Annotated in this window: 19 protein-coding genes; 7 read left to right on the forward strand and 12 right to left on the reverse strand. The window is 69.6% G+C overall.

Annotated features, from left to right (window positions below; translation table 11 throughout):
• Window positions 1-61: 61 nt before the first annotated feature.
• On the reverse strand, window positions 62-1,708 hold the full coding sequence (locus AB0M48_RS04605) for a glutamate--tRNA ligase family protein (protein ID WP_363835961.1): 1,647 nt from the start codon (window positions 1,706-1,708) through the stop codon (window positions 62-64).
• Window positions 1,709-1,808: 100 nt separating this feature from the next.
• Here AB0M48_RS04605 and AB0M48_RS04610 point away from each other — a divergent pair, with 100 nt between their 5' ends.
• Window positions 1,809-2,429, forward strand: a complete 621-nt coding sequence (locus AB0M48_RS04610) for an L-threonylcarbamoyladenylate synthase (RefSeq protein ID WP_266034267.1) — start codon at window positions 1,809-1,811, stop codon at window positions 2,427-2,429.
• Window positions 2,430-2,432: 3 nt separating this feature from the next.
• On the opposite strand, the gene AB0M48_RS04615 is transcribed toward AB0M48_RS04610, so the two are convergent.
• Window positions 2,433-4,256, reverse strand: coding sequence for a S8 family serine peptidase (locus AB0M48_RS04615; RefSeq protein WP_363835962.1), 1,824 nt, complete (start codon window positions 4,254-4,256; stop codon window positions 2,433-2,435).
• A 240-nt stretch (window positions 4,257-4,496) separates the two neighbouring features.
• Between AB0M48_RS04615 and AB0M48_RS04620 the strand changes: the two genes are divergently transcribed.
• Window positions 4,497-5,456: a hypothetical protein gene (locus tag AB0M48_RS04620; RefSeq protein WP_363835963.1), complete on the forward strand. Its 960-nt coding sequence runs from the start codon at window positions 4,497-4,499 to the stop codon at window positions 5,454-5,456.
• 326 nt (window positions 5,457-5,782) lie between these two features.
• On the opposite strand, the gene AB0M48_RS04625 is transcribed toward AB0M48_RS04620, so the two are convergent.
• The gene (locus tag AB0M48_RS04625; protein ID WP_363835964.1) at window positions 5,783-6,364 is read right to left on the reverse strand and encodes an NUDIX hydrolase; all 582 of its coding nucleotides are present in this window, start codon (window positions 6,362-6,364) and stop codon (window positions 5,783-5,785) included.
• Window positions 6,365-6,493: 129 nt separating this feature from the next.
• Between AB0M48_RS04625 and AB0M48_RS04630 the strand changes: the two genes are divergently transcribed.
• Window positions 6,494-7,591 carry a helix-turn-helix domain-containing protein gene (locus AB0M48_RS04630; RefSeq protein WP_363835965.1) on the forward strand — a complete coding sequence of 366 codons (1,098 nt, stop codon included), beginning with the start codon at window positions 6,494-6,496 and terminating at the stop codon, window positions 7,589-7,591.
• A gap of 108 nt (window positions 7,592-7,699) precedes the next feature.
• Here the strand turns inward: AB0M48_RS04630 and AB0M48_RS04635 are convergent, their stop codons facing one another.
• Both AB0M48_RS04635 and AB0M48_RS04640 read right to left on the reverse strand, forming a co-directional pair.
• A complete protein-coding gene (locus AB0M48_RS04635) occupies window positions 7,700-8,596 on the reverse strand; it encodes a ParB N-terminal domain-containing protein (protein WP_363835966.1) in 897 nt (298 codons plus the stop codon).
• A gap of 79 nt (window positions 8,597-8,675) precedes the next feature.
• A complete protein-coding gene (locus AB0M48_RS04640; protein WP_363835967.1) occupies window positions 8,676-9,068 on the reverse strand; it encodes a CoA-binding protein in 393 nt (130 codons plus the stop codon).
• Window positions 9,069-9,185: 117 nt separating this feature from the next.
• Here AB0M48_RS04640 and AB0M48_RS04645 point away from each other — a divergent pair, with 117 nt between their 5' ends.
• Window positions 9,186-9,608: a YciI family protein gene (locus AB0M48_RS04645; protein ID WP_319982855.1), complete on the forward strand. Its 423-nt coding sequence runs from the start codon at window positions 9,186-9,188 to the stop codon at window positions 9,606-9,608.
• 52 nt (window positions 9,609-9,660) lie between these two features.
• Here the strand turns inward: AB0M48_RS04645 and AB0M48_RS04650 are convergent, their stop codons facing one another.
• On the reverse strand, window positions 9,661-10,386 hold the full coding sequence (locus AB0M48_RS04650; protein ID WP_363835968.1) for a LysR family substrate-binding domain-containing protein: 726 nt from the start codon (window positions 10,384-10,386) through the stop codon (window positions 9,661-9,663).
• A gap of 38 nt (window positions 10,387-10,424) precedes the next feature.
• Here AB0M48_RS04650 and AB0M48_RS04655 point away from each other — a divergent pair, with 38 nt between their 5' ends.
• Window positions 10,425-10,808, forward strand: a complete 384-nt coding sequence (locus AB0M48_RS04655; protein ID WP_363835969.1) for a DUF5997 family protein — start codon at window positions 10,425-10,427, stop codon at window positions 10,806-10,808.
• A gap of 4 nt (window positions 10,809-10,812) precedes the next feature.
• Here AB0M48_RS04655 and AB0M48_RS04660 read toward each other — a convergent pair whose 3' ends face one another.
• Complete coding sequence (locus AB0M48_RS04660; RefSeq protein ID WP_363835970.1) at window positions 10,813-11,454, reverse strand: maleylpyruvate isomerase N-terminal domain-containing protein; 642 nt, start codon at window positions 11,452-11,454, stop codon at window positions 10,813-10,815.
• Window positions 11,455-11,504: 50 nt separating this feature from the next.
• Here AB0M48_RS04660 and ligD point away from each other — a divergent pair, with 50 nt between their 5' ends.
• Together ligD and AB0M48_RS04670 are read left to right on the forward strand one after the other, a co-directional pair.
• Entirely contained in the window at window positions 11,505-12,449 is a 945-nt protein-coding gene (ligD, locus tag AB0M48_RS04665) for a non-homologous end-joining DNA ligase (protein ID WP_363835971.1), read from the forward strand.
• Entirely contained in the window at window positions 12,439-13,371 is a 933-nt protein-coding gene (locus AB0M48_RS04670) for an ATP-dependent DNA ligase (protein WP_363835973.1), read from the forward strand. Before ligD ends, AB0M48_RS04670 begins: the two co-directional genes overlap by 11 nt.
• On the opposite strand, the gene AB0M48_RS04675 is transcribed toward AB0M48_RS04670, so the two are convergent.
• The 5 genes from AB0M48_RS04675 to AB0M48_RS04695 all read right to left on the reverse strand — a co-directional run bounded on the left by AB0M48_RS04675 (window position 13,350) and on the right by AB0M48_RS04695 (window position 21,690).
• Window positions 13,350-15,821, reverse strand: coding sequence for a caspase family protein (locus AB0M48_RS04675; RefSeq protein WP_363835974.1), 2,472 nt, complete (start codon window positions 15,819-15,821; stop codon window positions 13,350-13,352). The genes AB0M48_RS04670 and AB0M48_RS04675 overlap by 22 nt on opposite strands.
• A gap of 41 nt (window positions 15,822-15,862) precedes the next feature.
• Window positions 15,863-16,741 (reverse strand): hypothetical protein, encoded by an 879-nt coding sequence (locus AB0M48_RS04680; RefSeq protein ID WP_363835975.1) that lies wholly within the window; start codon window positions 16,739-16,741, stop codon window positions 15,863-15,865.
• A 67-nt stretch (window positions 16,742-16,808) separates the two neighbouring features.
• Window positions 16,809-18,479, reverse strand: a complete 1,671-nt coding sequence (locus AB0M48_RS04685) for an ABC transporter family substrate-binding protein (protein WP_363835976.1) — start codon at window positions 18,477-18,479, stop codon at window positions 16,809-16,811.
• A gap of 110 nt (window positions 18,480-18,589) precedes the next feature.
• Window positions 18,590-20,713 carry an ABC transporter ATP-binding protein gene (locus AB0M48_RS04690; protein ID WP_363835977.1) on the reverse strand — a complete coding sequence of 708 codons (2,124 nt, stop codon included), beginning with the start codon at window positions 20,711-20,713 and terminating at the stop codon, window positions 18,590-18,592.
• Complete coding sequence (locus AB0M48_RS04695; RefSeq protein WP_319982847.1) at window positions 20,713-21,690, reverse strand: ABC transporter permease; 978 nt, start codon at window positions 21,688-21,690, stop codon at window positions 20,713-20,715. Before AB0M48_RS04695 ends, AB0M48_RS04690 begins: the two co-directional genes overlap by 1 nt.
• Window positions 21,691-21,706: the final 16 nt, after the last annotated feature.

Consider the following 21,706-nt stretch of genomic DNA (forward strand, 5'->3'; position numbering starts at 1 on the left):
GGTACCGCATGACGAACGGCCCCCGGTTCCCGCAGGAACCAGGGGCCGTCAGGAACAACCGTCAGCCGGCGAGCGCGCGCACCCGGCGCAGCACCTCGTCGGTGCCCAGCGTCCGGGCCACGGCGTGCAGGTCCGGGCTCGCCTTCGAGCCCGTCAGCGCCACGCGGATCAGCTGCGCGGCCTCACGGATCGAGCCGGGGTACGCGTCCGGGTTCTTCTTGAGCTCCTTGGGGTTCGGCGCGAAACCGTGCTTCGCGGCGAGCTCGCGGATCTGGCCGAACCACTCCTGGCCGTCCTCCAGGTCCGCGTAGCCGTCCGCGAAGTCCGCGGCGAACGCGGCGATCAGCTCCGGCGAGAGTCCGCCGAGGCGCTCGTCGGTGCGGTCGGAGACGAGCGGGAACAGCGACGGGAAGAAGAAGCCGTAGGCGGTGCGGAAGTCCGCCCACTTGCGGAGGTCCTTGCGCGGGTTCGCGACCTCCGGGCCGCGCTCGACCTTCAGCGCCGCCAGTGCCGCCTCGCGCTCCGTGGCCAGCACGGTGACCAGCTCCGGGTCGTACGTCTCCGCCCACTCCGACACGAGGGAGATGATCTCCTCGCCGGACAGCGTGGCCACGTAGTCGGCGCAGATGTCGTCGAGCTTGACGAGGTCGACCAGCGGGCCCGCGACACCGCACTCGGCGAGCGAGATCGGCTCCTGCAGGGCCTCGGCGAGCGGCAGCTCCGCCAGGCGGGCGTTGACCAGGCCGCGCAGGTAGTACTGGACGGCCGGTGCCGGGAAGCCCGCCTCGATGAAGAACTCGACGGACGCCTCGGGGTCCTTGCGCTTCGAGAGCTTGCGGCGGGAGCCGCCCTGCTGCTTCATCAGCGGCGCGATGTGGGCGTACTCGACCCGCTCGAAGCCCAGGGCGTCGAACAGCTGCAGGTGCGTCGGGACGGACGAGATCCACTCCTCGCCGCGGATCACGAGGTTCACGCGCATCAGGTGGTCGTCGACGGCGTGCGCGAAGTGGTAGGTGGGCAGGCGCGGCGACTGGTCGGACGCCTTGAGGATCACCACGTCGTTGCGGTTGGCGTCGTGCTCGAGCTCGCCGCGGATGGCGTCCACGAACTTCGTCCGCTCCCCCGCCTTGCCCGGCGAACGGAAGCGCACGACGTACGGACGGCCCTCGTCCAGAGCGGCCTGGACGTCCTCGGCGGTCTTCTCGCGCCAGATCGCCCAGCGGCCGTAGTAGCCGGTCGGCAGCTTCGTGGCCTGCTGGCGCGCGGTGATGTCCGCGAGCTCTTCCTTCGTCGCGAAGCAGAGGTACGCGTGGCCGGAGCGCAGCAGCTCACGCACGTACGTCAGGTAGATCTGCTCGCGCTGCGACTGGTGGTACGGGCCGTACGAGCCCACCGCGTCGGCCTCGTCGGGCTCGATGCCGAAGTACTTGAACGCCTTGTTGAACTGCTCGACGGCGCCGGGCACCTCACGCGCCTGGTCGGTGTCCTCGACGCGCACGATGTACGAACCGCCGGAGTGGGACGCCAGGTCGCGGTCGATCATGCCGACGTACAGGCCGCCGATGTGCAGGAACCCGGTCGGCGACGGCCCCAGGCGGGTGACCTTCGCGCCTTCGCCCAGCCCGCGGGGCGGGTACTGCTCCTCCCAGTGGGACGGCTCGGGCAGGTCCGAGGGGAACAGGGCGTCGACGACGGCACGGTCGAGCATCGCTAGGGGTCTCCAAACCAGGGAAAGAAGTACGCCCAGGTTATCAACGTGCGCGAGCCGAAATGCTGGCCCCTCGGTGATCGGCCTAAGCTCACACGTCATGGCCAAGTACCTCGACGTCCACCCGGTCAACCCGCAGAAGCGCGCCATCGACCAGGCTGTGCGGATCCTGCAGGAGGACGGCCTGATCGCGTACCCGACCGACTCCTGCTACGCGCTCGGCTGCCGCCTGGGCAACAAGGACGGCATCGACCGCATCCGGGAGATCCGCAAGCTCGACGACAAGCACCACTTCACGCTGATGTGCGAGAACTTCGCCCAGCTCGGCCAGTTCGTGGTCGTCGACAACGCCGTGTTCCGCGCGGTCAAGGCCTCCACGCCGGGCGGCTACACGTTCATCCTGCCCGCGACGAAGGAGGTGCCGCGCCGCATGATGCACCCGAAGAAGAAGACGGTGGGCGCGCGCATCCCGGACCACGTCGTGACGCAGGCGCTGCTCGACGCGATGGGCGAGCCGCTGCTCACCAGCACCCTGCTGCTGCCCGACGAGGCCGAGCCGCTCGTGCAGGGCTGGGAGATCAAGGAACGCCTCGACCACGTGGTGGACGCGGTGATCGACTCCGGGGAGTGCGGCACCACGCCCACCACGGTGGTGGACTTCTCGAGCGGCGAGGCCGAGATCATCCGCTACGGCGCGGGCGATCCGGCCCGGTTCGAATGACTCCTAGGACACGACCAGCGCGTAGTCGGCGTCGGTCGCGGTCGTCTCGACGTGCCCGTCCACGTTGACCGAGGTCGCGATCACCTCGACCGTCCAGTTGCCCGCGGCGGGCGTCTGGACGAGGACGTTCTCCACGGTGTCGACGGTGTTCGCGACGCCGCCGGACGTGGACCAGTTGCCGGCCAGCAGGCCGTTGTTGCCCCAGTACACGGTGCCGTTGGGGGCGGTGACCTTCAGCGTCAGGTCGTTGACGGTCGCCTTGGCCGCGGTCGGCGAACCGGCCGGGTCGGTGTAGGCCAGCGTCGCGCGCAGCGGCGTCTGGCCGTTGGACGCCACGGTGTACTTGCGCGACTGACCGGTCGTCAGCAGGTCGGTCTCGTTCACCAGGACCGGCAGCTTCCAGCCGCCCGCCTTCGCGCGGTCGTACAGGTTGCGGACCGACGCCGTGCCCCAGCCCTGGTGCGTGCGGGTCTGGTCGTGCGTGGTGCCGGAGAACGCGTGCTGGTTGGCGGTGTTGATCAGCAGCGCCTTCGCGGTCGCCGCGTGCGGGCGGGACGCGAAGACGTCACGGGCCTTGCCGGGCGCGCCGTCGAACACGCCGTCGGCCCACATCTGGAACAGCAGACCGGCGTTGCCGCAGGTGATCGGCGTGGCGCCGGACGTGCCGCCGAACGACGTCGTGTAGGCGGTGTCGCTGGTGGACGTCGTGGTGTCGATGCGGTCGTAGTAGTTCGAGATCTCCGGCTTGATGCGGCCGTCCGCGGCGGGGCCGATCGACGCTCCGCCGTTCCACTTGTCGTCCGCGCGGTCGAGGGTGTTGTAGTGGTAGTGCCCGCCGACCGACAGCACGTTCTTCGCCCACGCCTGCGGGCGCGAGCTTCTGGTGCCCGCGTTGCTCTGCGACTGGCAGATCAGCAGGTCGTGGTCGAACACGATCCGGTCCATCTGCTGCGAGATCGAGTTGTAGGACGTGGTGAGCGCGTCACCCCAGCTGTTGGACTGGAACACCGCCCGGTACTGACCGGCCGGGTCCACGAGCTGCTTGGTGTGGGCGTAGCGGTCGCCGGAGCCGTAGATCGCGAAGATGCCCTGCGCCTCGGGCAGCAGGCCGCGGTGCGCGGACGAGACGCCGGACGCGAAGATCTGCCCGTACGTCGACGTGCCGTGCGAGGTGCTCGACGAGTTCCCGGTGTGCATCAGCGGCGGACGGGCGCGGAACTCCTGGTGCGTGGTGCGCAGCCCGCCGTCCATCACCTCGCCCCGCACGCCCTTGCCCCTGTAGCCGCCGACGCTCTCGATGTAGTTGGCACCGGACGATTCCCGCGAGATCGCCATGTCGGTCTCCGGCGCGGACACCGGGTCGATCGCGATCACGGCGGGCAGCTTGGCGAGCTGTGCGGCTTGCCCCGCGTCCAAGGTGGCCATGATGTGCTCACGGCTCTCGGAGAGGACGTTCACCTTGCCGCCCAAGGACTTCACCTTGGCGGCGACGGCCTTCTGGTCGGCCGCGTCCTGCTCGACCAGCGTGATCAGGTAGTCGGACGGGCCGCTCAGCGCCATGATCCGCGGCTGGACCTGGAACGGCTTCACCTCCCGCACGTAGCTCAGCCGCGCGACGCGCGCGGTGTTCGTCATGCGGGCGAGGTAGGTGCCGTCCTGGACGAATGCTCCGAGCCGGACGCCGAGGCCCTCGAGCTGGTGGCGCTGGCCGTCGGACAGGGTGGTGCGGAACTGCAGCAGGTAGGCGCCCTCGGCCGGGGCAGCGACGGCAGGAACGCCGCTGATCAGCGAGAACACCGTGGCGAAGCTCAACAATGTGCGCAGCACGAATACAACCTCCATCGGCAGGGTCGGCGGCCACCGGAGGAAGTAACCGCCCGTGACCAGCACGTTACCGGTGCGGAGCAGGTCGGGACATCAGTCGTTCGGCGGTGATCATCTCGTGAGACGGTGTAGAACAATCCCTTCCTCTGCCGACATTCACGTTCACCCGGATGGTGCATCCGGAGTAACGTCCGATCAGGTAAGCCCGACATGCCCGGCAAAGCATTTCCGCGCGGAGGACGGATGCCTGTCTCACCTGAGCAGCTGATGGAAGAACTGCGCACCTTGTGCCGGGGGCGCGGTGTGCAGACTCCCGGTATCGACTTGCACGTCGGTCCGGCGCTGCGCCAGGTCTGCGGCGTCGTCGAGTCGGATGGCGCGGAAGCGGTGCGGACGAAACTGCGCGACTGGGTCGCGAACGCGGCGCGCGCTTTCCCGGTGGAGGTGCGCAACGCCGTTCTGGCGCCACTCGGACTGCACGACGACGCGCAGTTCCGGTTCCTCAACGAACGCATCGAGTGGCTCGCGAGACAACAGGACCGCGGTGCGCGAACGGTGCGCAGGAGGATGGATGCCGGACTGCAGCGCCTGGTGGAGGTGGCGCTGCAGCCGGCCCCTTCGACGACGCACGTGGCGCCGTCGGAACTGTGGCACGTCAAGGAGTTCGACGCGCTGCTGAAGCTGGACGGTCCGACGCCCGCGTGCACGGAACGCCGGACCGTGGTGGCCGACACCGACGGTGTCAACGAGGTCGCGTGGTCGATCACGATCCCCTCTCCCACGCCCGATGGTGCTCCAGGCGACCTGGACGTGGAGGTGTTGCACGGGGTCGAGCTCATCGGCCACGAACGTCCGTCCCCGCGCCGCTTCCTGATGAAGCTGCGGTTGCCCCGACCCCTCAACGCAGGACAAACGCACCAGTTCGCACTCGAGGTGCGCGTACCGCGGGGACAATCGATGCGTCCGACCTACGTGTTCTGGCCGGAGCGGATGTGCGAGTCGTTCCGGTTGCGGGTGCGGTTCGACCGGGACGACCTGCCGGAGTCGGTGTGGCGCGTCGAGGAAGCCCTGGCGCGCGACACCGATGACCTGACGCCTTGGCCGCAGTCGTTGCCGCTGGACGAGATCGGTGAGATCGACGTGCAGTTCCCACACCCTCGTCAGGGCCGCGGCTACGGCGTGCAGTGGACGCCACGCGGATAGCCGGAGACGCTCAGATCATCTCGATGCAGAAGTGCGGTTCCACGGCTGACACCTCCCTTCGATGGCCAGGGAGAACCGCAGTCCGAAGCGAAGTCAGATCATCGTCGCGATGAAGACGCTGCCGGCCATGAATCCAACGAAAAGGCAGACAGCAGCAACCTTCACAACGGTGGCGAGTGAGCAGATCATTCTCATGGAAGAATTCACCTTCTCATTCTGACTGGCTTTCGGGCTGATGTTCTCGCCGATGCACCAAGAGTGGCTTTCCGCCAGTCGAATGAGAACGGGTTTCCTGTTTCACGCTGAATGAGGAAACCCTCGGGACATTATTTCTGGGTCGTGCGGCGCAGCGCCATGACGAGCAGCGCGTGCGAACTGCCGGCGTGCGGGAGCATGCCCTGCCGGACGAGGTCGAGCGCGTGGCAGAACGGCATGGTCCGCACGCGCAGGTCCGCCTCACCGGGCTCGAGCGCCGGCTCGCCCTGGGTGAGCTCGGTGGCCAGGAAGATGTGGTCGACGTGGTTGCTCAGGCTGTCGGCGCCGTGGATCTGGCCGAGCCGCTCCCACTTCGCTGCCCGCAGCCCGGTCTCCTCGGCGAGCTCACGACGTGCCGCGGCCAGCGGATCGGAGTCCGTCTCGTCGACGGCGCCGCCGGGTAGTCGCCACTCCGTGCCGCCGTGGGTGTAGATCCACTGACGGGTCAGCACGACCTCGTCGTCGTCCTGGATCGCGAGGACGGTGACCGATCCCGGCGCCACGACGTGCGTGTAGGTGCCATGACCGCCATCGGGTCTGACGACGCTGTCGGCGCGCACCTCGAACCACGGCGACCGGTGGACCACGTTGGTCGCCAAGCGCTGCCAGACCATCACCACACCAGCCGCCTCGTCGAACCGCGTCATCACCATGACTCACATGGAACCACCGCCGACGGCTCCAGATAGGCCCAGTTGATCGTCAATCACAGGCCAATTAATGGACATTCCGCATTCGGGTGTTTGACGACGTACACACTTCCGGGGGAGGGGGTGAAGCCGTTGTCGCCCACGTTCGCCCAGGAGGTTCGCCGCCTGCGCAACGAGCGCGGGCTCTCACTCAGCCAGATGACCGGCCTCGTACCGTACAGCAAGGGACACCTCAGCAAGATCGAGAACGGTCAGGTTCACCCGAACCCCGAAATGGCGAGGCTCTTCGACAACGTCCTCCAGGCCGACGGTCACCTGATCGAGCTCGCCAACGCCCCGGCGCGCCCGATTCCGAGCGACCACGCCACGCTGCTCACCTTCGACTCGATGTTCGACCACCACCGCGCCCTCGGCCACCGGCTGAGCCCGGAGGTGGTGCTGTCGAGCCTGCGTCCCCAGGTCGACGCCCTGAGTTCCATGGCCCGCTCCGCCGAGGACCCAGGCCTCGGACGCGGCCTGTGGCTGCTGGCCGCCCGGTACGCCGAGTACGCGGGCTGGATGGAACAGGAACGCGGTGACGACGCCTCGGCGGCCGAGCTCACCCGGCGCGCGGTCCAGTACGCCGCGAAGGGCGGCGACCCGGACCTGGAGGCCTACGCGTACGTCCGGGCCTCGGAGTTCGCGCTCTACCGCGGCGACGCCCACGCCACCGTGAACTTCGCCCGCCGCGCCGGGAAGTCCCGTTCCACCGCCGTGCAGGCCGTGGCCGCCCAGCGCGAGGCCCAGGGCTACGCCCTCGCCGGAGCCGCCGACCGCTGCCGGGCCGCTCTCGACCGCGCCGACGAACTCCAGCGCGCCGTGAGCGATTCCCGTTACGGCACAACGAGCCTGATCGACCAGGTGGCCATCGCGCGGGCCTGGTCGTTCCACGACCTGGGCCGGCACGCGGAGGCCGCCGCCATCCTCGACGACCAGATGCCGCTGATCGCCCCCACCGCCCTGCGCGCCCGCACCCGTTTCGGTCTGCGCAGGGCGCTGGCCCACGCCGCGGCGGGCGACGTCGACCACGCCTGCGAACTGGTCGAAGGGCTGCTCGACGACATCCGGCAGGTGCAGTCCGCGACCGTCCACATCGACCTGACGGCGTTCAGCAAGCTGTTGTCTCGCTTACGTCCTGCGGCAGGGCGTGAGGTGGCGGGCGAGATCGGCGTCATCCTGTTCGACGGCTAGGGCCTGTCCCGCTCAGGCGCCCGCGCGGGACGTGCCAGCTCAGCAGCGGCAGGAACAGAACGGCGAAGGCCAGTCTCCCGGCCTTCGTCCGCCACTGCCGCAGCCGCTCTACACCGCGGTCCGCTGCCCTTCCCGCTCCAACGCCTCGGCCATCTCCACCCAGGCCTCCGCGCACCCGCGAGCCATGTCCGCCACTAGTTCCCGGCAGTGCGACGGCACCCCGGACACGACGCCGGCCCACTCGCCGGAGGACACCGCGTGCGCCTCCAGCCAGCGCAGCACCAGCCGCCCGTTCTCGTTGAACCGCAACGACGGGTCGCGCCGCAGGATCGGCAGGGTGGCGTCGGGATCACGCACCTCGGTCCGCCCGGCGGGCAGCACGGCGTCGGCGCGTTCGGCGGCCCGCATCCGTTCCGGCACCGGGTCCAGGCCCGCGCTCAACCGGCGGCGGACGTCCCGGACCGTGCCCGGTGACACCCCGGCCGCGCGGGCGATGTCGCGCAGCGAGGCGTCGGGGCGTTCCTGGATCATCCGCCCGGCGAGGCGGCGGCCGGCGGAGGAGTTGACCGGCCTGAGCTTTCCGTCCCTGCCGACGCGCACCGGAGCCTGACCGCCCACCGCGCGGCGCAGCACGCCGACGGACTTGGCGGCGAGGCCCGTGGACGCGGCGATCGCGCGGTCCGACCACTGCGGGTGCGAGCGCAGCAGCCTCCTGGCCGCCGCCTCGCGATCGGCGGTCGACAGCGTCGACAGGTTCAGCGACACCGCCAGCCCGAAGAGGTCCTCCGCGGGGCCGTCGACGTACTCGACCTCGACGGAGCGGCAGCCGCGCAGCACGGCGGCCTTCAGGCGGTGGGTGCCGTCGACGACCTTCATCGTCGGGCGGTGCACCACGATCGGTGGCAGATGGGCGCCCGAAGACGCCAGTGAACGGACGAAGTCGTCGCTGAGGCCACGAAGTCGTGGCGAGTCCGCGGACCGCAGCGCGGTGATGTCTACGAGCATGCTGAATCGAGCCCCCCAGGCTGAATCTCCCCGGAACCCCCAGGTGTCCGGAGACGACCAGAGCAGGTTAGCTACTCGTTCAACGGGAGCGCCACTCAATCGCGGGACAGACGTCCATCACCATGCGCAGCCCGGCCTCGCGCGTGCGCGCGTACGCCTCGTCGTCGACCACGCCGAGCTGGAACCAGACCGCCTTCGCGCCGATCGCGACGGCCTCGTCCGCGAACTGGCCCGCGTCCTCCGAGCGGCGGAACACGTCCACGACGTCGACCGGGAACGGGATGTCCGCCAGCGCCGGGTAGCCCTGCTCACCGTGCACGGTCTCGGCGGACGGGTGCACCGGCACGATCTTCTTCCCGCGTTGCTGCAGGAAGCGGGCCACGCCGTGCGCCGCGCGGGAGGGGTTGTCCGAGAGCCCGACGATGGCCCAGACCTGGCAGTTCTCGAGGATCCAGTCGACGTCTTCGCTCATGCTGTCCACCCTAATCCTGTGACCCGGGTCACAATTGCCGCAAGCCGGTCGAAACACCGGGGTCCCCGATCGACGCCTGAGTACAAACGCACCTGACACCAGCCAGAGGAGATCGACATGCGGTTCATGGTCATCGTCAAGGCGAACGAGGACACCGAGAACTTCGTCATGCCCACCGCCGAGGAACTGGCCGCGATGGGCGACTACAACGAGGAGCTCGTCAAGGCCGGGGTGATGCTCGCGGGCGACGGTCTCTACCCCAGTGCCAAGGGCGCGCGGGTCGCGTTCGACGGCAAGGGCGGGACGACGGTCATCGACGGTCCGTTCGCCGAGACCAAGGAACTGATCGCCGGCTTCTGGATCTGGGAGCTGCCGTCGCTGCAGGACGCCGTGGAGTGGCTGAAGAAGGCGCCGTTCCAGACCGGCGAGGTCGAGATCCGGCAGATCCACGGCCCCGAGGCGTTCGAGAGCGTCGTCACGCCCGAGATCCAGGCGCAGGAGGACCGGTTGCGCGAGCAGATCGCCGCGCAGGGCCAGTGAGCGCGGGCCGGGGCCGGGCGACGGACGTCCGGCCCCGCGACCGTGGTCCGGATCAGCGTCCGCGGCGCGGTTTCGCGCGCTTCGCGGGCTGCTTCTTCTGCTGCGGCGCCGGGCCCCGCCGCTGCTTCGGTGCCTGTTTGGGCGCCTGCTTGGGAGTCGGCTTCGGGGCGGGCTCGGCCGCGGGGCCGCGGGTGCTGTTGGCCGTGCGGCCGCGCACGATGCCGATCATGTGCTCGATCAGCTCGGGGTTCTCGTCGCGGATCGGGAACGACAGCGCGACGCGGGACTGCGGCGCGTCGGACAGCGGCACGTACTTCAGGTCCTTGCGGTGGTGCAGGCGGGCCAGCGACTGCGGCACGACCAGCAGGCCGACGCCCGCCGCCACGACCTCGATGGCGTCCGCGGTGGTCGCGGGACGGTCGACGGGCGGCAGGCCGGGCACCTCGTCCCAGCCCAGCGCGTCGTCGAGCGGTTGCCACAGGACGTGCTCCGCCAAGTCCTCAAGGGACAGTTCGTCGGCCGCGGCGAACTCGTGGTCCTTCGGGAACACGACGACGGTGGTCTCGGTGTAGAGCGGGATCGCGTGCAGGTCCTCGCGGTCGCCCGGCAGCCTGAGCAGCGCGGCGTCGGCCTCGCCGGCGCGCACCTTGGCGGCCGCTTCGGCGACGGGTACCTGCACGAGGGTCAGCTCGGTCTCCGGCAGGCGTTCCTGCCAGACCCGTGCCCACTTGCCCGGCGTCACGCCTGGGACGTACGCGAGCGTGAACGATCCGGTCACGCGCTGAGGCTACCGGACGCAGCGGTTACTCTTTGCGCATGAAGTCGCAGCAGACCATGAAGCCCGCCACCGCCGCCAAGAAGCTCGGCGTGTACCTCGAGGCGACGCCCGAGGAGTTCCAGGCGGGCGTGGTGTCGCGCGACGAGCTGAACGAGCTGCAGGCCAACCCGCCGCAGTGGCTGGCAGACCTGCGCAGCAACGGCCCGCACCCCAAGCAGCTCATCGCGCAGAAGCTCGGCATCTCGACCAGTGGCCTGGTGCGTGCCGGCATCACCGAGGCGCTGACCACCGAGCAGATCAACGCGCTCAAGGAGGAGAACCCGGAGTGGCTGGTGCGCGAGCGCGCCACCTACAAGGAGTTCAAGGCCGAAGAGGCGCGTCTGGCGGAGAAGGCACGCCTCGAGGAAGCAGAAGCGGAATAACGGCTCAGCTCAGCACGAACGGGATCTCCAGCTCACCCAGTTCGGCGCGCTCCGCATCGGTCGGGGCGCGCCGTCCCGTTCCCACGAGCAGCACGTCCACGTCGGACCACCGCGCGGGGAACCGCCCGGCGATCTGGCCGAGCATCTCGCGGCACCGCGCCAGCGCCCGCGCCGGCGGTCCAGCCAGGTGCGGCAGGTGCCGGACCAGGTCCAGGTGGTGCAGCGTCCACTCCCAGACGTAGGCGCCCAGGTAGCCGGACGTGGACAGCACCATGTCCTGGGTGCTCACCCTGAGAGCCGGATCGGCCAGCGCGGCCGCGCGCAACGCCGCCTGGCCCACGTCGTCGACGTGGTGCTTCAGCATCCAGGGCTCTCCGTACGCCGCGGCGAGCCTCCGCGTCAGCTCGGCCAGCGGGTCGCCTGCGGGTTCGTGCGAGACCTCCCAGTACGTCACCGCGTCGTGCGTCACGGGGTCCGCGGTGGGCGTGACCAGCGTGATCAGCACGTCCTGGGCGTCGATCACGAAGTGGCACACCAGGTCCCGCACCAGCCAGCCCTCGCACCCGGACGGCCGGGTGAAGTCGTCGTCGGTGAGCTCGCCGACCGCCTCGAGCAGCGCCCCCAGCGCAAGCGAAAACAGGTCCACAGCCGCAAACTACAACGATCGAGGGCGGACGAACCGTTAGGTTGGTGGGCATGGGCAAGTCCCCGGCTGTGGAGCTCGAGGTGGAGGACCGCGTCGTGCGGATCTCCAACCCCGACCGCGTCTACTTCCCCGCGCGTGGCGAGACGAAGCTGGATCTCGCGAACTACTACCTGTCCGTCGGCGACGGCATCGTCCGCGCGCTGCGGGAACGGCCGTGCATGCTGCACCGCTTCCCCGAGGGCGTCACGGGCGAGAAGGTGCACCAGAAAAGGCTTCCGAACGGTGCGCCGCCGTGGATCCGGACGGTCCGGGTGCACTTCCCGCGCTACAACCGCCACGCGGACGAACTGTGCGTCACGCACCCAGCGGACGTGATCTGGGCCGTGCAGATGTCCACTGTGGAGTTCCACCCGTGGAACTCGCGCGCCGCCGACACGGAGAAGCCCGACGAGTGGCGCATCGACCTCGACCCCGGCCCCACCTGCTCGTTCGACCGCGTGCGGCGAGTGGCACTGGTGGCGCAGGAGGTGCTGGCCGAACTGGGTGCGACGGGGTTCCCGAAGACCTCGGGCTCGAAGGGCCTGCACATCTACGTGCGCATCAAGCCCGAACACGGGTTCCAGGACGTGCGCAAGGCGGCGCTGGCGTTCGCGCACGAGGTCGAACGACGCGCGCCGGACGACGTCGAGACCACGTGGTGGCGCAAGGACCGCGACCCGTCGCTGGTCTTCGTGGACTACAACCAGAACACGCGCGACCGGACGATCGCGAGCGCCTACTCGGTGCGCGGCAATGCCGAGGCGACGGTGTCCACGCCGATCAGGTGGGACGAGATCCCGGACGTCGACCCGCACGAGTTCACCATCGCCACCGTGCCGAAGCGCTTCGCCGAACTGGGCGACCTGCACGCCGGGATCGACGACGCGGCCTGGTCGATCGAACCGCTGCTGGAGTGGGCCGCCCGAGACGAACTCGAGGTTCCCGATGAGCAGTAGCCCGCTGAAGTTCTCGTCGCTCGACCAGCCGTTGTTCGGCGGCCTGCTCAAGGGCGACCTGGTGGAGTACCTGGACTTCGTGGCCGACCGGTTCGTGCCGGTGCTCGCCGGGCGGCAGCTGTCGGTGTGGCGGATCCTGCGCGGCCAGGACCCGTTCATGCAGAAGAACGTCCCCAAGTACACGCCGGACTACGTCAGGACCGTCGAGGTCTGGGCGGAGGCGTCGCACCGCAAGATCAAGTACGCGATCTGCGACGACAAGCAGACGCTGATGTGGTTCGCGAACCAGCGCGCGGTCGAGTACCACGTGCCGCTGTACCTCGGCGACCACTTCGGCGACGACCACCACCAGACCCACCTGGTGCTCGACATCGACCCGCCGGAGGGCGCCGGGTTCGACGTCGTGGTCGGGTCGGCGCTGCTGGTGCGCGAGGCGCTCGCCCAGGCCGGGCTCGAAGGCGCGGTCAAGACCAGCGGCGCCAAGGGCGTGCACATCTTCGTGCCGCTGGAGGAGCACTCCCCCGACGACGTGGCCGCGGCGACGCGCGCGGTGGCCGTGCGGGCGGAGAAGCTCGGCCCGTCGCTGGCGACCACCGCCTACATCCGGGCCGAACGGGGCGGGAAGGTGTTCCTGGACTCGACGCGCGCCTGGGGTGCCACGGTCGTCGCCGCCTACAGCCCCCGGTTGCGCGAGGGCCTGCCGATCTCGTTCCCCGTGCCGTGGGAGTCGCTGAAGGACGTCACACCGGCCGACTTCACGATCAGGACCCGGTTCGACGGCGACCCGTGGACCGAGCTGATGCCGAAGCCGCAACGCCTGCCCGCCGACCTGATCGCCGAAGGGCACACCATCCCCGTCGCCCGCGTGGCCGCGATGCACGAGGGCAAGCGCCGGAAGGCTCAGCGGGAGCGCGAGAAGTAGGCGATCACCGCCGCTCCGAAGGGCAGCGCCACGTGGGCGACGCTGGTGAACGTCGGCTCGTTCGCGGACACGTAGTCGCTGGCGCGCACCAGAAGCCCGGCCGCTAGGGCGACGCACGCGGCGAACCTGGCGGTGCCGGTGGTGAGGGTGACGATCAGCGGCACGACGATCAGCCCGGCCAGGCTCGCGTGGGTGATGTACAGCGGGGCCTCGACGTTCAGCGTGATGACCGCGTCCAGCAACAACAGCGCGGGCGCGATCGTGCTGAGCCACCGCCCGTCCCGCCAGGTCCGGTACGCCGCGAGGCAGGTGAGCGCGGCCGCGGTGGCGATCACCGTGACGTCCTCGCCGTCACCGTTGATCGACGTCAGGTCCTCAGCCGCGTAGGCGACGACGTAGACGCCCAGCGCTCCCAGCCCGCCGCCCGCGGCCGCGAGCCACCACGGGGTCGTCGTGCAGGCGACGGCCAGTGCCGTCGCCGCCAGCGCGTACGGCACCAGGGTGAAGTCGTCGCCGCCGCTGAGCAGGCCCGTCGTGCCGGCCAGCAGGCCCAGCGCGGCGCCCGGCGCCCAGGGGTGGTCGCGGCAGGTGACGACGAACAGTGCCGCGATCAGCGCCCACGGCCAGACCGAGGCGAACACGAGGGTGTGGGGGCTGGAGTCGCCGAGGCGGCTGAGGATGCCGCCGGGAATCGCCATCAGGCTCATGACCAGGAGAGCCAGGGCCAGGCCCGCGGCGACGCGGGGCAGCGCGGCCACGAGTGCGGCGGGAGGCGTGGCCGCGGCGGCAGGTGTCTCGCGGCTCGCGGACGGGTCCGGCCCGGCAGATGCGTGGCTCGCGGCCGTACTCGGCTCGCCCTGTGCCCGGCGGCTTGCGGGCAGGCCTGACTCGGCGTGCGCCCGGCGGTCTGCGGCCGGGCCCGACTCGGCCGGTGCCTCGCGGCGCGTCCGTGTGCCCGACTCGGCCGAGCCTGAGCCGGACGCGCTGAGCAAGGCCTGCTTCGGCCTCTTCGGAATCGATCCCGCCTGGCCCCCTCCGGGGGAGGCAGAAGGCCCCACTCCCATCGTCTCAGGCGGCACCGACAGTTTTCGGGGGGTCGTGTCGTGCCTGTCCGGGAGCTTCGAGGTCGGCGCCGGTGCGGCCTTCTCCCCCAGCGCCTCGCGGGCCGCCGACGCCACCATGCGGCTGTCGTCCTCCGTCAGCCGCCGCAACGCCAGCCGTGCCGCCAGCACCCGGCCCTCGTGCGCGACCGACAGCATCCGCCGCAGCTCGGGGACCGCGCCCGCCCGCACGCCCGGCAGCGAGTGGTCGATCGCCTCCTGCAGTTCCGCCGGCAGCGCGGCCGGCACCGAGACCGGACGGGCGCGGCGGGCGATGCGCAGGTCGCCTCGCACGTCGAGCATCCACTTGCCGGGGGTCTGGTGCGGGGTCACGCGGCGGACCCGGTCGTAGACGTACTCGTAGAGCTCGTCCAGGCCCACGTGGCCGTCCTGGTCGCGGTCGGCATCGCCCGATTCCAGGCCCTCCACCAGGGCCGAGGTGAAGACCGACGGTTCGCCCTCGGACGAGTCGGCGACGGCCGCGCCCTCGAAGGCGTATTCCATGGCCGACGAGGCGGTGATGACGGCGCGGCCGCTGCCACCGAACTGCTCCTCCAGGCCGACGGAACCGCCCGCGCGGGCGACCATGCCGCGGCCGAACGCGCCGGAGTAGCAGCAGTCCAGCAGCAGCACGATGCGGCGGGAGCGGGAGCGGTTCATGCGGCGGGCCACGAAGTCCGCGGACACGGCGGTGCCAGCCAGGCGGGAGAGCTTGGTGCCGGACGTGGCGAAGTGCAGTTCGCCGGCCTCGTCCTTCACGCCGTGGCCGGAGAAGTGCAGGACCAGGAGGTCGTCCGGTTCGCGGTCGGCGAAGAAGTCCTCGACGGCCTCGTTCACCACGGCGGCCGGGGAGTTGATCAGGGTTCGCACGTGGAAGCCGCCGACGCGCGGGTCCGCGAGCACCTCGCCCAGGCGGGCGGCGTCGTGGGCCGGGGCGCGCAGGGAGGACAGGCCGGGGTCGGCGAACTCGTGGCTCGCGATGATCAACGCGTAGCGGTGCAGGTGGCGGCCGAGCCACGCGGACCGCTGGGCCAGTTCGGCCTCCGACGGGTCGCCGGTCAGTTCCAGCGGATCCCCGTCGGCCTCGACGGTCACCGAACGGTCGCGGCGCTGGCCGAGCCACGACGACACCGCGTTGATCAGCGCGGCCAGCACGGTCGACTGCGAGACGGTGGTCAGCAGCGTGCCGAGCTCGTTCAGGTCGACGGCCTTGGTGCCCTCGGGGGCCTCGCCGGGAACGCCGGAGACGGCGACCAGTTCCGTCAGCTCCGTCCGCAGGAATGCGGTGAGCTGCTCGATGCGCTCGTCGTCGGCGCCGTCTTCGCGCACGCGCAGTGTGACGTCGGTCATAGCTGCCTCCTAGAAGGAGGTCGCTCACCGGGCACGAAGCATTACGACGGGTCGGAACCCCGCAAGGCGGCCCACCACAGGCCCAGCACCGCGGCGATCACGGTGGCCGTGATCCAGCCGGTGAACCCGCTGCCGTCCAGGTAGGCCCAGAACAGGCCGACGACCGGCGCGGGCACCATGAACACCGCGTCGACCCGCAGCTGGGCGGCCAGGCCGCGCGGCGCGCGCGTGTCCGGATCGGGGTGCACGGGGTTGTCGAGCCGGCGGCCGCGCGGGTGCTTGGTCACCGGGCGGCCGGACGGGTAGAGGGTCACGCCGTCGACGACGGCGACCCGGCCGCCGCGCAGTTCGACGTCCGTGGGCGACGGCAGCGTCACTAGCACCGGGTCGTAGTAGACGGGCAGCCAGCGCTCGACCGGCCCCTCGATCTCCAGCCACGACCGCACCATCAGGCCCGACTGCAGCCGGATGCGCCGCACCGACACCGTGGTCCCTTGCGCACGTGCCGAACGCACCGCCAGCAGAACCCGCACGGCACCGGCGAGGACCACCAGCAGCGCCACCGCGACGGAGAACGTCACGCCGCCCAGCGCCCGGTCGGTCTCCAGGAACAGGTCCGAACCGGGGATCACGGCCCGCGACGGGTCCGCGGGGTCGAACGCCACCTGCGTCTGCTTCCCGACGACGCGTGCACCGTTCTCGTAGGCGACCCGAGCGGTGCCGGACGGCCAGCGCACCTCGACCGCACCGTCCGAAAAGGACACGACCTCGCCCGTGTCACGGGCCGTCAGCGACGCCAGCACCGCACGGTCGTCCGAATAGGACAGCCAGGAGAACAACGCGACCACGGAGCACACGACCAGAACGACCGCCGTGGTGAACAGCCCGTAGCGCAGCGCACGAACCCGGGAACGCAGCAAAGCAAGCTCCAAACAGAAAGAAACGGCCCGGCGGAAAGACCCGCCGGGCCGTCGACAGCCGGCTACATCACTCGGTGAAGCCCATGTTGATGTAGTCGTACGGACGGTTCGCGTACGCGACGGCACCGAAGTTGGCGACGTTGCTCTTCACCGCGACCGCGCCGGGCAGCTGGTACAGCGGCAGCTGGTGGCCCAGCTCCCAGATCTTCTTGTCGGCCTCGTTGGCCAGCTCCAGGCGCTTGGCGTCGTCGAGCTCACCGTTGGCCTGCTCCAGCAGCTTGTTGACCTCGTCGGAGCCGATCCGGCCGTAGTTCTGGTTGGTGCTGGCCGGGTCGAGCGTGTAGATGCCCTTGCTGTCCGAGATCGGCGTGGCCGAGGACAGCCAGCGGAAGCCCGTCATGTCGAAGTTGCCGACGTTGACGAACTGCTTGAAGAAGTCCGTCGAGGGCACGGCCTGGATGTCGATCTTGGCGCCGACCTCCTTCAGCTGCGACTGCACGAGCTTCGCGATCTGGTCGGAGGTGGGGTTCGGCGTCGGGATGACGTAGCGGACGACGAGCTCCTTGCCGTCCTTCTTGCGGGTCTCGCCCTCGAGCTTCCAGCCCAGCTCGTCGAGCTGCTTCTTCGCGGCTTCCTTGTCGAACGAGGCGACGGCCGAGTTGTCCTTGTACCCGGCCGAGCCGAGCAGGAAGAAGTGGTTACCGGTGACCTGCGCGTCGCCCTTGATCATCTGGCCGAGCAGGGCCTTGGTGATGGTCTTGGTGTCGATGCCGCGCATCAGCGCGACGCGGAGCTTCGCGTCCTTGAGGATCGACGTGTCCGCACCGTTGAACGTGATGTGCGAGTAGTCCGGCGTGATCGCCTGGCGGATCGTCACACCCTGCATCGACTTGGCACGCGTGAAGTTGTCGATGCTGGAGCCGATGTCGAAGAAGTCGATCTGGCCGTTGGCGAGCGCGTCCGCGAGCGCGGGGCGGTCGACCTGGCGGAACGTGATCTTCTCGAGCTTCGGCTTCGGGCCCCACCACGCCGGGTCCTGCACGACGGTCACGAGCTTGGCGGTGCGGTCGATCGTGCCGATCTTGAACGGACCGGCGGTGATCTTCGGCGCGTCGGCCCAGCCCTTGTTGAACTCCTCCGCGGAGGAGGACATGGCCTTCGGGTAGAGGGGCGTGAAGATGGTGCCCTTCCACTCGGCGAACTTCTTCTTGAAGGTCACCTTGACGTCCTGGTCGGACGCGCCCTTCTCGACCTTCTCGATGTCCTCGTAGCCGGTGGTGCCGGCGACCTCGAAGGCCTTGTCGGTGCCGTTGAGGGACTTCCACATGGCCTCGAAGTCCTGCCACGAGATCGCGGTGCCATCCGACCACTTGGCCTTCGAGTTGATCTTGAACTCGAGGATCTGCGGATCGGAGGAGGCGAGCTTCGCGTCGTCGAGAACGTCCTTGTTGATCTCGAGCGTCGAGTCGGGCTTCTGCTTGAACAGGTTCGGCATCACCGTGTCGATCATGCGGCGGCCGTCGGCGTTGGTGCCGTCGAGCTGGTTGTAGTTCCAGTTGTCCGGCAACTGGTCGACCGGCCAGCGGAACTCGCCGCCGTCCTTGACCTTGGACGCGTCCTGCGGGTTGACGTCCGCTTGGCCGATCGCGTTGTCCGCGCCCTTGAGCCCGGAGTTGGCGTTGTTGCTGGGCCCCCCACACGCGGTAAGCGTGAGGGCGACGACGGCAAGCGCGGTCACACCCACCTTGGTACGTCGACTCACTGTCGTGAACCTCCCTCGTGCCCGGACACCAGTTGCCGGGGACACTGTTCCTTCGTGCTCGCAGGTCTGCTGAGGCGACGGATGCATCAGAGGACCTGACGGATCTGGGCGAAGTGGCAGGCGGCCTCGTGGTCCGGGGCCTGCGTTTCGCGCGGTGGTTCCACTTCGATGCACTGGCGCTGCTTCTCGGGAGGCAGCGACGCGTGCAGGAAGCAACGGGTCCGGAAGCGGCAGCCGGACGGCGGGTTCGCCGGGCTCGGCAGGTCGCCGGTGAGGAGGATCCTCTCCCGCTGACGCTCCTTGACGGGGTCGGGGATCGGGATCGCCGACAGCAGTGCCTGCGTGTACGGGTGGCGCGGCGCCTCGAACACCGAGTTCACCTCGCCGATCTCGATGATCTTCCCGAGGTACATGACGGCCACCCGGTCCGCGATGTGGCGCACCACCGACAGGTCGTGTGCCACGAACAGGTACGCCAGGCCCAGCTTGGACTTGAGCTCCTCCAGCAGGTTGATGACACCCGCCTGGATGGAGACGTCCAGCGCCGACACCGGCTCGTCGAGCACGACGAGCTTCGGTTCGAGCGCGAGCGCCCGCGCGATGCCGATGCGCTGGCGCTGACCGCCGGAGAACTCACCGGGGTAGCGCGACAGCTGCTCGGGACGCAGGCCGACGAGCCTCATCAGCTCCGGCACGCGCCGGTTGATCTCGTCCTTGGCGTAGCCGTGGACCTGCATCGGCTCGGCGATGCAGTCGTGGATCGTGAGGCGCGGGTCGAGCGACGCCATCGGGTCCTGGAAGACCACCGACATGTCGCGGCGGATCGCGAAGCGGCGCTTGGCGTCCACTTCGGACGACTTGGTGCCGAGCACGGAGATCTCGCCGCCCATGGGCTTCTGGAGGTTGAGGATCTCCATCAGCGTCGTGGTCTTGCCGCAGCCCGACTCGCCGACGAGGCCCAGGGTCTCGCCCTCGCGGATGTCGAACGTGATGCCCGCGACCGCGTGCACGGTTCCGACGCGGCGCTTGAACACCACGCCCTTGTTGACCGGGTACTCCTTGACGAGGTTGTCGAGGCCCAGCACGATCTCGCGCTGCTCGCGCGGGATCTTCGCGACCTCGGGCTCGGCGGCCACCTCGGCACCGAAGATCTCGACGGCGGCCTCGGCGCCCTCGGCGTCGGTCGCGGCGATCTCGTTGGTGCGGATGCACGCGGCGGCGTGCTCGACGGATCCGTCGACGTCCATCAGCGGCGGTTCCGCGGTGTGGCAGGCGTCGACGACCATCGGGCAGCGCGGGGCGAACGGACAGCCGTCGGGCAGGTCCGTGAGCGACGGCGGCTGGCCCTTGATCGGCACGAGCGCCTGCTTCTCGCTGACGTCGAGGCGCGGGATCGAGCCGAGCAGGCCGAGCGTGTACGGCATGCGCGGCTGCTGGTAGATCTCGTCGACCTTGCCCTTTTCGACGGCGCGGCCCGCGTACATGACCATCAGGCGGTCCGCGAACCCGGCGACGACGCCGAGGTCGTGGGTGATGATCACGATGCCCGCGCCGGTGACCTCCTGCGCGGTCTCGAGCAGCTGCAGCACCTGCGCCTGCACCGTCACGTCGAGCGCGGTGGTCGGCTCGTCGGCGATGATCAGGTCGGGGTCGTTGGCGATCGCCATCGCGATCACCGCGCGCTGCCGCATACCGCCGGAGAACTCGTGCGGGAACGCCTTGGCCCGCTCGACGGCGTTCGGGATGCCGACGAGGTCGAGCAACTCCACGGCGCGCTTCGCCGCCGCCTGCTTGGACACCTTGCGGTGCACCAGGATCGCCTCGGCGATCTGGTCGCCGACGGTGAAGACCGGCGTCAGCGCGGACAGCGGGTCCTGGAACACCATCGAGATGCGGCGGCCGCGGATCTTCGACAGCTCCGCGTCGTTCTGGCCGATGAGCTCACGGCCCTGGAACTTGATGGAACCGGTGATGCGCGCCGAGGACGGCAGCAGGCCCATGACGGCGAGCGACGACACGGACTTGCCGGAACCGGACTCGCCCACGATGCCGAGGACCTCGCCGGGTGAGACGTGGTAGCTCAGGCCGCGCACGGCCCGGACGCGGCCGGACTCGCTCGGGAAGGACACGTGGAGGTCTTCGACCTGCAGAACCGGTCCCTCGACGACACGGTCGGACGGCGTGTCGAACTGGAGCTCCGAGGTGGTCATCAGGCGGCCTTCTCCTTGGTGTCCTTCTTCTCCTTGCGGCGCACGCGCGTGGAGGTGGGGTCGAGCGCGTCACGGAGCCCGTCGCCGACCCAGTTCACCGCCAGCACGAACACGACGAGGAAGCCCGCCGGGAACAGGAACAGCCAGGGGAAGGTCGTCGCGGACTCGGCGTTGCCGCCGATCAGCGTGCCGAGCGAGACGTCGGGCGACTGGACGCCGAACCCGAAGTAGCTCAGGCCGGTCTCGGCGAGCACGGCGGAACCGACGTTGATGGTCGCGTCGATGATGAGCAGCGACGCCATGTTCGGCACGATGTGCTTGGCGATGATCTTGCGTGCGGGCTGGCCCATGAACTTGGCCGCCTTCACGAACTCGCGTTCCTTCAGCGTCAGCGTCATGCCGCGCACGATGCGGGCGGTGATCATCCACTGGAACGCCGCGAGCATCAGCACCAGCAGGAACCACGACTTGCCGCGGAACCACGGGCTCAGGATCGCGATGATCAGGAACGACGGCAGCACCAGCAGCAGGTCGACGACCCACATGAGCGCCTTGTCGGCGACACCGAGGAAGTAGCCGGCGGCCGCACCGACGATCGCGGCCACGGTGGTCGAGATCAGCGCCACGAGCAGGCCGATGATCAACGACTTCTGCAGGCCGCGCATGGTGAGCGCGAACATGTCGGTACCGATCTTGTCGGTGCCGAAGATGTGCTCGGAGTAGGGCGGCTCCAGGAACGCGGTGTAGTCCTGGGTGTCGTAGCTCCACTTCGACAGAAGCGGGCCGACGAACGCCATCAGGTACATCCCGATGATGACCACCAGGCCGACCAGCGCCAGCTTGTTGCGCATGAAGCGGATGAGCACCAGCCGGCCACGCGTCATCGCCTTGCCCGGTTCGGGCGCCGCGTCGACTGGGCCACCGGAGGCGGCGCCGGTGGTTCCGGCGGCGTCCCCCTCGTTGAGGATCACGGTCACGTCGTCGTCACCTTGC

The sequence above is a fragment of the Lentzea sp. NPDC051208 genome (genome assembly GCF_040682435.1).
Classification (GTDB): Bacteria; Actinomycetota; Actinomycetes; order Mycobacteriales; family Pseudonocardiaceae; genus Lentzea; species Lentzea kristufekii.